This window comes from Paenibacillus sp. cl123, assembly GCF_900101595.1.
In the GTDB taxonomy this organism is placed as follows: Bacteria; Bacillota; Bacilli; order Paenibacillales; family NBRC-103111; genus Paenibacillus_G.
This window is the reverse complement of sequence record NZ_FMYY01000003.1, coordinates 480,017-492,276: the sequence shown is the minus strand read 5'-3', so window position 1 is coordinate 492,276 and position 12,260 is coordinate 480,017. Positions and strand designations below refer to the sequence as shown.

General features: G+C 53.2%; 14 protein-coding genes. 8 read left to right on the top strand and 6 right to left on the bottom strand.

Going from position 1 to position 12,260, the window contains the following annotated elements:
• Nucleotides 1-185: 185 nt before the first annotated feature.
• The 3 genes from BLR08_RS08910 to BLR08_RS08905 all read left to right on the top strand — a co-directional run bounded on the left by BLR08_RS08910 (nt 186) and on the right by BLR08_RS08905 (nt 2,084).
• Nucleotides 186-809, top strand: coding sequence for a YktB family protein (locus BLR08_RS08910; protein WP_072328820.1), 624 nt, complete (start codon nt 186-188; stop codon nt 807-809).
• Between the two features lie 156 nt (nt 810-965).
• A complete protein-coding gene (locus tag BLR08_RS31075) occupies nt 966-1,130 on the top strand; it encodes a hypothetical protein (protein WP_176835464.1) in 165 nt (54 codons plus the stop codon).
• A 165-nt stretch (nt 1,131-1,295) separates the two neighbouring features.
• A complete protein-coding gene (locus tag BLR08_RS08905) occupies nt 1,296-2,084 on the top strand; it encodes a hypothetical protein (protein ID WP_072328819.1) in 789 nt (262 codons plus the stop codon).
• 92 nt (nt 2,085-2,176) lie between these two features.
• Here the strand turns inward: BLR08_RS08905 and BLR08_RS08900 are convergent, their stop codons facing one another.
• Nucleotides 2,177-3,358, bottom strand: coding sequence for an MFS transporter (locus BLR08_RS08900; protein WP_072328818.1), 1,182 nt, complete (start codon nt 3,356-3,358; stop codon nt 2,177-2,179).
• A gap of 235 nt (nt 3,359-3,593) precedes the next feature.
• Between BLR08_RS08900 and BLR08_RS08895 the strand changes: the two genes are divergently transcribed.
• Nucleotides 3,594-5,063, top strand: a complete 1,470-nt coding sequence (locus BLR08_RS08895) for an aminotransferase class I/II-fold pyridoxal phosphate-dependent enzyme (protein WP_176835463.1) — start codon at nt 3,594-3,596, stop codon at nt 5,061-5,063.
• Between the two features lie 192 nt (nt 5,064-5,255).
• Here BLR08_RS08895 and BLR08_RS08890 read toward each other — a convergent pair whose 3' ends face one another.
• A complete protein-coding gene (locus tag BLR08_RS08890) occupies nt 5,256-6,092 on the bottom strand; it encodes a Cof-type HAD-IIB family hydrolase (RefSeq protein WP_083536780.1) in 837 nt (278 codons plus the stop codon).
• A gap of 134 nt (nt 6,093-6,226) precedes the next feature.
• Here BLR08_RS08890 and BLR08_RS08885 point away from each other — a divergent pair, with 134 nt between their 5' ends.
• Nucleotides 6,227-6,646, top strand: coding sequence for a DUF1885 family protein (locus BLR08_RS08885; RefSeq protein WP_072328815.1), 420 nt, complete (start codon nt 6,227-6,229; stop codon nt 6,644-6,646).
• Nucleotides 6,647-6,723: 77 nt separating this feature from the next.
• Here BLR08_RS08885 and BLR08_RS08880 read toward each other — a convergent pair whose 3' ends face one another.
• Complete coding sequence (locus tag BLR08_RS08880; RefSeq protein ID WP_072328814.1) at nt 6,724-7,014, bottom strand: DUF1292 domain-containing protein; 291 nt, start codon at nt 7,012-7,014, stop codon at nt 6,724-6,726.
• 97 nt (nt 7,015-7,111) lie between these two features.
• Nucleotides 7,112-7,726, bottom strand: coding sequence for a stalk domain-containing protein (locus tag BLR08_RS08875; RefSeq protein ID WP_072328813.1), 615 nt, complete (start codon nt 7,724-7,726; stop codon nt 7,112-7,114).
• Between the two features lie 319 nt (nt 7,727-8,045).
• Between BLR08_RS08875 and BLR08_RS08870 the strand changes: the two genes are divergently transcribed.
• The 3 genes from BLR08_RS08870 (at nt 8,046) to BLR08_RS08860 (ending at nt 10,930) form a co-directional block, all read left to right on the top strand.
• The gene (locus tag BLR08_RS08870) at nt 8,046-8,804 is read left to right on the top strand and encodes an MBL fold metallo-hydrolase (RefSeq protein WP_072328812.1); all 759 of its coding nucleotides are present in this window, start codon (nt 8,046-8,048) and stop codon (nt 8,802-8,804) included.
• 49 nt (nt 8,805-8,853) lie between these two features.
• Nucleotides 8,854-9,090 carry a DUF3892 domain-containing protein gene (locus BLR08_RS08865; protein ID WP_072328811.1) on the top strand — a complete coding sequence of 79 codons (237 nt, stop codon included), beginning with the start codon at nt 8,854-8,856 and terminating at the stop codon, nt 9,088-9,090.
• A gap of 205 nt (nt 9,091-9,295) precedes the next feature.
• Nucleotides 9,296-10,930, top strand: coding sequence for an ATP-binding protein (locus tag BLR08_RS08860; protein ID WP_072328810.1), 1,635 nt, complete (start codon nt 9,296-9,298; stop codon nt 10,928-10,930).
• Here BLR08_RS08860 and BLR08_RS08855 read toward each other — a convergent pair.
• On the bottom strand, nt 10,899-11,414 hold the full coding sequence (locus BLR08_RS08855; RefSeq protein WP_072328809.1) for a divergent PAP2 family protein: 516 nt from the start codon (nt 11,412-11,414) through the stop codon (nt 10,899-10,901). The genes BLR08_RS08860 and BLR08_RS08855 overlap by 32 nt on opposite strands.
• Nucleotides 11,415-11,456: 42 nt before the next feature.
• Complete coding sequence (locus BLR08_RS08850; RefSeq protein ID WP_072328808.1) at nt 11,457-12,125, bottom strand: molybdenum cofactor guanylyltransferase; 669 nt, start codon at nt 12,123-12,125, stop codon at nt 11,457-11,459.
• Between the last annotated feature and the right edge of the window lie 135 nt (nt 12,126-12,260).

Below are 12,260 nucleotides of genomic sequence, written 5' to 3'. Positions count from 1 at the left end.
CGATTAGCTTCGTTGTTTGTAGCCTTATCGTACCCCGTAGACGCCGTATTCAACAATGGAATGCCTTTTCACTCACTTGTGTTTTTTTTGGGTCGGTCAGGCGTGCCCGTCCGGCGGCTTGTATGATATAGTTGAGTAGATGTGCTAGAGAGACAAGCACCACAGGATAATGGAGGAGGAGCAGCATGGCATTCAGCGGATTTACTCAGGAGGATTTCGACACGTTTCATATAGAGGGGCTGGAAGGACGCATGGAAGCGATCCGCCAGCGGATTCAGCCCAAGTTCAAGGAGTTGGGCGGCGAGCTGCTGCAGGAGCTGTCCGTTCAGACCGGCGAAGAGCTGTTTCTGCATATCGCCCAGCATGCGCGCCGCACGATCAACGCCCCGGTCGATACCTGGATGGCCTTCGCCGGCAACAAGCGGGGCTATAAGCAGCATCCCCACTTTCAGATCGGATTGTTCGACGATCATGTATTTATATGGCTTGCGCTGATCTACGAGCTGCCCAGCAAACAAACTATCGCCAAGGCGTATATCCGGGAGCTGGACAAGATCACCGCGCTGTCTGCCGATATGAAGCTGTCATTCGATCATATGAAGAAAGAGCACGTCTCGCTCGGTGAGCTTAGTGAAACAGACTTGATTCGGGCATTAGAGCGGTTCCGCGACGTGAAAAAGGTAGAGTTTCTGATAGGCCGGACGGTTGCCGCAAGCGAGGCGGGGCAGCTTGAGAGCCAGGCGTTTCTGGAGCTGGTCAAACGCACGTTTACCGAGCTCCTTCCTTTGTATCAACTTGCCAAACTGTAGCATTTCCAAAAACGCCATAATCGGATACCGTTCGCGTTATGGCGTTATTTTTCCGTGAAATAAAATAATTTCCGACCTACTTTACAATGACAATAAAATACCTTATAATCAATTTCGATACAGATTGTATCAAAAGATATATAGGGAGTGATTATTTTGTCGAAGCAACTTTATACAAAACCAGAAGTTTTACAGCACGAGCAAATCGCGTTTGAAACCGGTCTCTCCAGCTGCGTAAAGATTGGCATCGTCGATGGCTCCAACCCTCCTGACCGTGTGTGCTTGCGCCCGGACGGCACTTGGGTAGATATTCCGGATTGATCTATAGTTCATGCAAGAAAGGGACGATTTTTCGTCCCTTTTTTATTTTTAAGCAAAATTTTATGCAGACCTAAGCTTGTCTTAAGCTTCGTTTAATCCTTCCTGCCTATGCTACAGTTGGTTGCATCTAACCAGATCTTACTATATAGGAAAGGAAGGGATATTATGAAGTCTACGCATGCCAGCAAAGTGATCATCTCCACCCTTGCTCTGACACTGCTTCTGGGCGGAGGCGCATTGTACGGCGGAATCGGCTCGGCGAGTGCCGAAGATAAGGCAGTCGCCGCTCCTTCAGCCGGCACTGACGAAGCCTCGGAAGATACCGCCGGCCAAAGCTCGCCGAGAAGCTGGTTTGGCCGAGGCGAAGACAAGGAGCAGGACAAAACCTCCAAAGAAAAGGCAGAGGCCAAAAAAGAGGGTGCCGGCAAGCATCATGGGCCCCAAGCCATTATTGAAGAAGCCGCCGGGGTGCTAGGCATCCCCAAGGATGAGCTGAAGATATCTCTTCAAAACAAAACCTTGGTTGAAGTCGCTCAGGAGCGAGGCGTCAGCGAAGCCGATCTCATCGCCAAGCTCAAGGCGGTGCGCATCGCCCAGCTGGATCAAGCTGTCGCTTCCGGCAAACTCACTGCCGACCAGGCCGCCCTGATGAAGGAGAAGCTGGAAAAGCACTTGACGTTTCTGGTCAACCACAATCTGACCAAGCTCGGCAAACACGGTCCCGGACATAAGAGCAGGATGCTGCCGGCTCCGGACAAGCTCGCTTCCATTCTGGGCATGACGGAGGACGAACTGAAGGCTCAGCTGAAAGAAGGAAAGTCACTCACGGAGATTGCCGCCGGCAAAGGGATAACCAAGGAACAGCTGATCGGAAAAATTAAAGATGAGCTGACTCCCTGGATTGAAAAGGCGGTAGACCGGAAGCATTCGGAAAACGCGAAGCCGAAGAAATAGCCGAATCTACCGGCAAAAAAGCTGCCGCGCCCGTTGACAATAGTCTCGGGTACGGCAGCTTTTTTAACGTCAGGCGGTCTATCGACTTAGGCTCAGGAAGCCAGCTTGCCGGATTGCAGCGCGTCGCTGCGGTCCAGCACCATGAAGCGGTAGAGCAGATACAGTGCAGCTACCGACAGCGCGGCGCCGATCAGGAACGGCATATTGTGGCTGTAATCGTAGATGCCGGCGCCAAGCAGCGGACCGGCGATTCGCCCCAGGCTGTCCATTGAGGAGCTGAGCCCGGAAGCGACTCCCTGCCCCACCTTCGTCTTCTGCGTGATCAACGAAGTTACGCAAGGTCTGATCAGCGCATTGCCGGCTGCAAAGACGCTTAGATAAATCGAAGCGGTCAACAAGCTGCTGGAGAAGAGGATAAGTACAAAGCCCAGCGCCGACAGCAGCAGACCAAGTCCGATAACTCTCGCCTCTTGGCCCGCCTTGATCAGCCTGCGGACAACCCCTCCCTGGATCAATGCTCCGACAATCCCGCTTACCGCAAACATCAAGCCGAGCTGGGTCGGCGTCGCTCCGATCGCGTCCCTTTCAAACAACAGCAGCGTAGCCTCCAAGCCGGCCAGCGAGAACGAGACGAAGAACGACAGCACATACAAATATTTCAACGAGCCGACGAAAGCCGCCCATCTGGACTGCTTGGCCTCACGCGACTTCTGGCGATTTTCCGCCGTGACGGATTCCTTCAGCATGAAGAGCGCGAATACGAACATTGCAAGCGCCAATGCCGCCGCCGTAAAAAATGGCACCTCGTAGCCGTAACCGCTAAGCAGGCCCCCCAGAGCCGGACCGAATATAAATCCGAGTCCGATCGACATCCCGACCATGCCCATCCCCTTGGTCCGGTTTTCCTCCGATGTAATATCCGCCACATAAGCTACCGCACAGGCGGTCACCGCGCCGGAGAACAAGCCGCCCAAAATACGGGATACATACATAAGCAGCAAATTGTCGCCCGCCATCCCGAATACAAAAAAGCTCAGGCTGAAGCCCAGCGTCCCGATCATAATGATCGGCCGTCTTCCGATACGATCCGACAACGCGCCCCAGAACGGAGACATAAGAAAAGAAACGAGCGAGTAGACCGAGAGCAGCATGCCAAGATGAAAGCTGTCGGCGCCTGAACCGGTTACAACCTCGGGAAGAACGGGAATAATGATGCCGAAGCCGATAAATACGGTCATGATCAGCACCATAATAACTAGAATTCGTTTATCCATCGCAATCACACTGCCTTTGCATTTTTAAAATAAGCATTTTAAATGTACCACATCTTTTTTGCGGATGGAAATGAACGGGGACAAGGTTAACAAAATCGACATACTCCTCTGTTCGACAGGCCCCCGGCCAAAAATCGCTTGCATCCGTGTCGCATTTTGCTATACTCGATATGTTTGCTTGTAGTTGCACCAAATCTGTACCCATCTATTATGCATATGAAAGGTAGGGATAACCGTGGATCAGACGAAAACTCCCCTGTTCACCGCATTGCAAGAGCATGCTGCGCGCAATCCGGTGCAGTTTCACATTCCAGGACATAAGAAGGGTGTGGGCATGGACCCCGAATTCCGGGAGTTTATCGGCGATAACGCGCTGTCCATCGACCTGATCAATATAGCGCCGCTCGATGATCTTCATCAACCGACCGGTGTCATCGAGCAGTCGCAGCAGCTTGCCGCCGATGCCTTCGGCGCCGATCATACCTTCTTCTCCGTTCAAGGAACAAGCGGCGCTATCATGACCATGATTTTGACCGTATGCTCCGAGGGGGACAAAATCATCGTTCCCCGCAATGTACACAAATCGATTATGGCGGCTATCATTTTCGCCGGCGCCAAGCCGGTATTTCTCAAGCCGGTGCGGGACGAAAATCTGGGCATCGATCACGGAGTGACGACATCTTCCGTAAAGCGCGCCCTGGAGCGCCATCCCGACGCCAAAGCGGTGCTGGTCATCAATCCGACCTACTACGGCGTCTGCGCCGACTTGAAGGAAATCGTCGATATTGTGCACAGCTATAATATTCCAGTCCTTGTCGATGAGGCGCATGGCGTTCTGATTCATTTCCATGACAGACTGCCGATCTCGGCCATGCAGGCCGGCGCCGACATGGCGGCGACAAGCGTCCATAAGCTCGGCGGCTCCATGACGCAGAGCTCGGTGCTGAATATCCGCGAAGGACGGGTTAATGTGCGCCGGGCCAAGACGGTCATCAGTATGCTGACTACGACGTCCACGTCCTACATCCTGCTCGGTTCGCTCGACTGCGCTCGCCGGCATCTGGCGCTGAACGGCCGGGCAATGGCCGAGCAGGCGATCGAGCTGGCCGACTACGCCCGGCGGGAGATCAATGCCATCCCGGGTCTGGAATGCTTCGGCCGCGAAATCCTGGGCGGCGAAGCTACCTTCGACTGCGATCCGACGAAGGTTAACATTCATGTCCGCCATCTGGGCATCACCGGCTACGACGCGGAGAACTGGCTGCGGGAGCACTACAACATCGAAGTCGAGCTCAGCGACATGTACAATATTCTCTGCCTCGTCACGCCTGGGGACACCCGTGATAATATCGACATTCTGCTGACCGCGCTCCGGCGGCTGTCCGAAGAAAATTATACGATCCGGCAGGCCAATGAGCTGATTATCAAAATCCCTAAAATTCCGCAGCTGACCTTATCGCCGCGCGACGCCTTCTATGGCGACACCGAGCTGATCCCGTTCAAGGAATCGGCCGATCGGATCATCGCCGAATTTATTTATGTGTACCCGCCGGGCATTCCGATCCTGCTTCCGGGCGAGGTCATCTCGCAGGATCTGATCGACTATATCACCGAGCATATCGAAGTAGGCTTGCCGGTGAAGGGTCCTGAAGACCGCAGCATCGAATATGTGAAGGTGATTGTCGAGACGCCGGCCATTTTCTAATGGACGAGTCCCGCGGCCTCGCCTCACAGGCGGAGCCTTTCTAACGCCGGTCCGGCTGCCTTGCAGAGCTTTACCCGCCGTTATAGCGGGCGCAGCGCCAGACGACGCACCGCAAAAAAGCCGTTTGCCTCCTTCTACGGGAGATCAAACGGCTTTTTCCGTCTGTTCTGTTCACATCGCCAATCGCTCCGCTTAAGGCTGTTCCGCCCGAATTCGCTGCTCCAGCCAGTCGATGACGTCGGCGACTGCATGCTCCGTATGGGGCTTGCACACATGATCCGCAGCCTCCAGCAGCAGCGGATGGGCATTGCCCACCGCAACCCCAATGCCGGCGCGCCTGATCATCTCCAGATCGTTCAGATGGTCGCCCATGGCGATGCACTTGCCTGGCTTCACTCCCGCCAGTCCGAGCAGCAGCTCCAGCGCATCTCCCTTGGTCGCCCCTTGCGGCAGCATCTCGAAATACCGGTCATCGGAGCGCACCCATTCGATCCCGGCATGCCGGGTGAGCTCAACCATGCTCTCGCTGGCCGTATCAAGCTCCGCCGGTTCCCAGGCAAATAAAATTTTAAGCCAGTTGGCCGGAATGTCCGTAACCTCCCTTGCCGCCTGGAGCGGGAATTGCTCGATGCTTCTATGTCTGGCCGTCATCGCATTGTCCCGGATCGTATACGGATACGGCTCGCCCTGGACATAGACCTCCGCGCCAATGCCCGGGAAAGCCTCCAGCACATCCCGCAGCGCCTCCGCTCCAGCCTTCGGCAGCGTCGTCTGATGCAGCGGTTCCGCCCTGCCATAGTCATAGATCATCGCGCCGTTATACAGGATGGCAGGCGCATTAACGGGCAGCTGACGCACAAAATGCCCGGCGGGCCCGACAATACGGCCGGTCGCCACCGTGAAGCGCCCCCCCAGCCGCACGAACCTTTCGATCGCTTCCTGATTCTCTCTGCTGATTTCCTTGCCCTTGTCCAGCAGCGTACCATCCATATCCGTTACGAGCAAATAACCTGCAAAAATAAGCTCCATGCTTCTCTCCACCCGCTTTCTTCTTCGTTCCCGCTCCCAAGCTGCAGCGGCTGCCAAGTGTTGTATTTGCTATTTCTTAATGCTATGATGTTCATGAAATCGTTTTAGTTCATAAGTAGGCAGGTGTATGGGTCATGGCGCAAAGCGCATATATTAAATTTGTAGAGGGCTCCGCCGTTTCTTCCTTAAGCTTGGATGAGCTTCGTCAGCAGCTCGAGCATTACCGTGAACAGCTCGCGAAAACCGGCACCCAGCTCGGTTGGGAGTATGACGATGCCGGATTTCCTTATACGATCGAGACCAAGCCCGAGGCGGAGGGCAAGTGGTTCTACCTGAAAGGCATCAACCCGCTGTACAAATACATAGTTATGGGCGTTGGCACGGAAACCGTCAATGACACCACGCGGCAGTATGTTCAGATGGTGCTGCCTGACGACAGCACGCACGGAGATAAGTCCAAAGGCAATGAATTCAGCAAATATTTGGGCAAGCTGTGGAAAGCTGAGCTTCATCTGTTCAACGGACGCGTCATGTACTTCAATCCCCGTAAATAAGCCTTCGGCAGCCGAAGTCCGGGACAGCCGGAAAAACCCTTCTTGTCCTAGGCAAGAAGGGTTTTTCCGCTGCGAGCTTATTGTTCCTGCTCTTCGATGATCTCGTTATAGATAGCGACAACGCGATCCCATTCTTCCTCATCCTCGATGCTGGCCAGAAAAGCTTCGCCATTCTCTTCTTCAATTCGGAATATAACACCGTCAGCTTCCATATCGTTACGATCGAGAAGCACGGCATAGGCGCGTTCGCTGGCTTCAAACGTGTACACCATCACCATCTCATGTTCCACACCGTCTTGATCCGTCACGATAAAAATTTCTTCTTCGTGATCATGATCGCAGGAAGCGTCATGAATGTGATCGCTCATGGTACAACCTCATTTCATCTATTTATTGATAACTCCCCCGTATCGTACCACGCATCCCAATTGCAAGTCAATGAATCCGCGGGCAACACGGCAGCCATCAATCCGACAAAATGGATTTCTGGGAAACGGCGACATATTCGCTGTCCGAGGACGGTTTGATGGAGAAAACAACCTTATACGGCCCGGATTCGCTGAACGTCACGTTAAACGGCCACGTATACCAGAAGCTGCTCTTAGGTCCGTCTACGATCTCTTCACGCGCCTTCACTTGTTCGCCGCTAGGCGATACGATAGCGATCCGGAACGAATAGATGGGCGTTTTCAAACCATCCACCTGCGCGAAGACGGCAAAATCCAGCCGGTCCCCCTTCTTCACCCCGCCGAACGGCTTCTGGATGGAATAATCGTCTCCTACCGTTTTGGCGACAACCATATGTACATTGGGCTTGTACACGGATACGGTTTTGCTTTCGTTATCCCATTTTACAATCGACTGCAGCTTCTCCGATAAGATCCGTGCCGGAAGCACCGCGCTCCCCTTTACGAGAAAGCCGGGCACTTCGTTCGAGCCGAATTCTTTTTCCTCTTCATTAACAATCAGCCTGACCTTGGCGTAACCTTCGAAATCGCCCCACATGGAACTGGCGAGCGCGCCAGTGGCGCCAAATAAAGAAAGCGAGAGCATCATCGTTAGCAATCGCGGTACTTTCATTAGCAAGCAACCTCCATCATCTTTTTGCATTTGTTAGGTTATACTCTGCACCGGTGCAAGAGTTGCGCAGATTTTCGTTTTTTTAATTGTATTCCCGAAAATCATACCCATATGTTGTGATTGAAAGGGTTTCCATTTAAAGCTTATACAAAATATGGAGATTCCATAAATGTCGAATCCTCAAATAAAACGCATGCTTCTTTCCCGGGAAAGTGAACTAATTGAAGATCAAATTTAACCAAAATGTGACATAACCCGCTTGAATCCACACCGATAGGCGTGATAGATTAGGTTAAGAAAACTGAGTGGGGGTAAGCTTGTGAGCCTGCAACTTCAAATGATCGGCACAGGAAGCGCATTTGCTAAATCCTTCTATAATAATAACGCTCTCCTCCACCTGAACGGCTACAAGCTGTTGATCGATTGCGGATTTACCGCGTCCCGCGCACTGCTCGATATCGGCGTTCCTCTCGAAGCCGTGGACGGCATTCTGATCACGCATATTCATGCGGATCATATAGGCGGCCTTGAAGAATTTGCCTTTCAGAATAAATACACGCACAAGAGGCGTATCCGCCTGTATGTGCCGCTCCCTCTAGTGAACGATCTCTGGGAGCATTCCCTCCGGGGCGGCTTGGAGAATCGGGCCGAAGGCATCACCGCCTTAAGCGACTATTTTGACGTAGTTCCTCTCGAGCCGGGACAGCCTGTGCATATTAGGCAGGATCTGACTGTCACACTGATTCCCAATATACATATACAGGGAAAACCCAGCTTTTCGCTGCTGCTGAACGGCTACATTTTCTATAGTGCGGATTGTATCTTCAACCGGGAGTTGCTGGTGGAACTGCACGCGAAGGGATGCTCCTTCTTTCTCCACGATTGCCAGCTGCAGCCGCCGGGAATCGTTCATGCCACGCTGGAGGAGCTGCTTACTTTGCCGGAGGAGCTGCAGCGGAAAGTACTGCTGATGCATTACTCCGACCGGATGCCCGAATTCGCCGGCCGCACGGGTCTGATGTCGTTCGTCGAACAGTTCAAGACCTATAGCTTCTCCCCTCCTTCTCCCGTGGAATAAGAAGCCTGTAGAAAGCGCATCCTAAGCTGCATAAGGAGGCGATTCAACTATGGCTGAACAACAACAAGAGCAGGTCGTAGCCGTACGCAAAAACGGGGATGGCGATATCGTGGAACTGAAGCTGACTTCAGGGCTGGTCGTCGACTATGTGGAAGCTCAGCATATGGCCAAAAACGGACAAATTTCAGGCGTCAACGTATTCCGCGGCCGTGATGGAGACGAGCATCTGCGCTCCAACGCAGACGGCGACCCTACCAACAATTTGGATAATTTACCCGGATTCTGATACAACCCGAATCCTGCTTGCCTGACCCGGCTATCCAGCCGGGTTTTTGCTGTATGCAGACGCTCCAGCAAGAGATGGAAGCTAAGCTTCCGCCGAGAAGAAAATCCGGATAAATTGGGAGAGTCTAGGAGGATTTTACCGGCGGGCACAGAATTTCTTTACATACGTACAAATAATTATTGCAATGGGAGTTGTAGCCCGAGTCATGAAAGGTCACTCTATCTTCTTGATTTACTGTGCTCTGGTCGGCGTGTGGTCCCTGGTGAACGACTCTGCATTAAACACTCCGCTGCTCGCTGCGGCGGCCTTGCTTTACATGATAAGCCTCCTCGTCCCCCGCTCTATACCTGGATATTATGTCGCCCCTGTCATTCTGCTGATGCCGTTTCACGCGGTCAGCGCTTCCGATTGGTGTCTGCCTCTGTATTTGCTTCACATGGGCCAATTGTACCGCGTGATGCCCAAGCTCCGGACTGCGGCGATATGGAGCGCTCTGTTGTCTGCTGCCTACCTGATCCTCTCGTTGACTTATCATCCCCCGAACATATCCATGCTCGTCCAGCAAATGTTCGCGTCTGCAAGCTGCTTCATCATTGCCTTTATGTTCGGCAAGCTGCTCGAGGATGTGGAACGTCAGAAACAGCTGCTCGCCCATGAAAAAAAGCATCTCAGCACGCATGATCCCTTGACCGGGCTGTACAACTTCCAGGAGTTCCATCTTCGGATGGAGAAAATTGTCGCCGAGCGCAAACCGATCGTGCTTGTACTCGCCGACTGCAAGGATCTGAAATCTCTAAATACAACCAATGGCTTCCAGGGGGTAAACGACATTCTGAAGCAGGCGGCCCAGCTGCTGCGTATTATGTTTCCCGAAAGCTCTCTGATCAGCCGCTACGGCGGAGACGAGTTCGCCATTGTCATGGAATCGCAGAATACCAAGCAAACGCTTGGCACCATCACCCAGCTCCTGGCGGCGGAATTCCCCAAGCTGACAGGGATTGAAATTAATTTCGGCACGGCCTGCTTTCCCGAAGACGGACAAACCAAGGACGATCTGATGTCAACGGCAGAGCATCGGCTATATATTATGAAGCGGGACAGTTGGATGAAGCGGGAAGAGCATATGCTGCGAAGCGAGAAGCTGAGAGTGGTCGGGGAGCTTGCATCGGGGATGGCTCATGAAATTCGCAATCCGCTTACAACCGTCAAAGGCTTTCTGCAGCTTTCGCGGGCGGGCAATTACAACATTAAGCCGTGGTATGAATTCATTATGGATGAGATCAACCGAATGAGTATGCTGACAGCTGAATTTCTGCAATTTTCCAAGCCGCATGTGACCCAATACCGGATACAATCCATCCACAGTTGCATCAATCGCGTTATCTCCTTGCTGGAGCCGGAGGCAACCAGACTTGGACATAAAATTCAGTTTATTCACGATAATCAGGATATCCGGATGCTGATGGATCAGGACAAGATGCTGCAGCTTCTGCTCAATCTATCCAAAAATGCGCTTGAGGCCATGACAGAGCAAGGATTTATCGACATTCATCTCAATGGGCAGAACGGCAAGGCTGTCATCGAAATTTGCGATACGGGGAAAGGTATTCCTGAGGCGGAGCTGGACAAAATATTCATTCCGTTCTATACGACCAAAGATTCCGGAACCGGCCTCGGGCTGTCGATCTGCCATAAAATCGTCCAGGATCATGAAGGGACGATCGAGGTAGAAAGCTTCATCGGCTCCGGAACCAAGTTTACCATCACTATGCCCGCGGTAAGCATCGACCGCGGACATGAGACGGGAATCAAGGAAGAGAGAACGACCATTTCCGTATAAGGTTCGTCCATGCGCCTCGTCGGGACGCTGACGGCTCGGTTGCATAGCTGATCCAACCGACAGCGGCGCCAAGCAGAGCTCCGCACAACACTTCTATCGGCATATGACCCAATCGTTCCTCCAGCAGCTTGTCGCTTCGCTCGTGCTGATGCTGCGGATGATCTTTCGTCAAATTCGCTACCGTCTCCTCCAAGCCATTCACCTCGGTGGCAATGAGCCCGGCATGATGGCGTATGCCCATCGCATCGTACATCACGATCAGTCCCAGCAGCGAAGCCACTGCGAAGGAATCCGACCGGAAGCCGTGCTTCAAGCCCAAGTACGACGCCAAAGAGACGACGCCTGCAGCATGGGAGCTGGGCATGCCGCCCGTCGCCGTCAGATCGGGCCAGGCCCAGGCTTGCGGCTCCCCCATACGCGGCGTCAATTTCAGCAATTGTGCTGCACCAATTCCTATTAAGGACGTCCATAACGCCCGGTTCATGCACATCACCTCTTCCGTTAGCATGAGCCGGACGTATGGGATCTATTCGAGGGTCAGCTCCTTACCCCGCTGCCAATAATTATGGATCGCAGATCCGGGGAACGGGCACAATTGAAGCGCTTGCGCATACTGCTCTTCGTTTTTGATGCGCAGGTCGAAGCCCTCGGGAATTTCCGCCAGACTCCTTATTCTCTCCGCAGACATGATCTGGTAGCTGATCCTCCCAAGCAAAGCCTCCCACTTGAGAACCGCAGTGTTACCTTCCATCAATGGATCCAGCTTCTCCAAGCAAGATTGACTGTATATGCCGTGCAAAGGAAACGGCGTCTCCTTCACTTCCGGCAGCACCGCCTCATCCTGAAACAGCTGGGCATGCTCCAAGAGCAGCCGCGCGAGCTCAGCGGACACGAATGGCATCGCGCTCCCCGTCACCCACAAGTAGGCATACTTCGATAAAGCCAACGCGGCGTGCAACCCTCCGAGAGGACCGCGATTCGGGTAAAAATCAGTAATAATCCTGACGGAGCGCGGGACATGCTCCAAGTAAAGCCTTGGCTCCCCTGTCACGATAATCATTTCTCCGCAAAGCTTGCTCATTTCCCCAATCTGACGTTCCAGCACCGTCTCCGAGGCGAGCGGCAGCAGATCCGCAGAACTTCCGCGTATCGTTCGTTTCGTGCCTCCCGCCAAAATAACTCCGGTCAGCATCATGACTCACTTCCTCCGTCAAAGGTGAATTCTAGCCCAACTATACACCTCCGAAAGCGTTTTGCATGTTAGTTAGATCACAGTTTGAGCAATCTTCCCTGTTGCCTGTGACGCACATCACATCCCGCGGGTCGTATA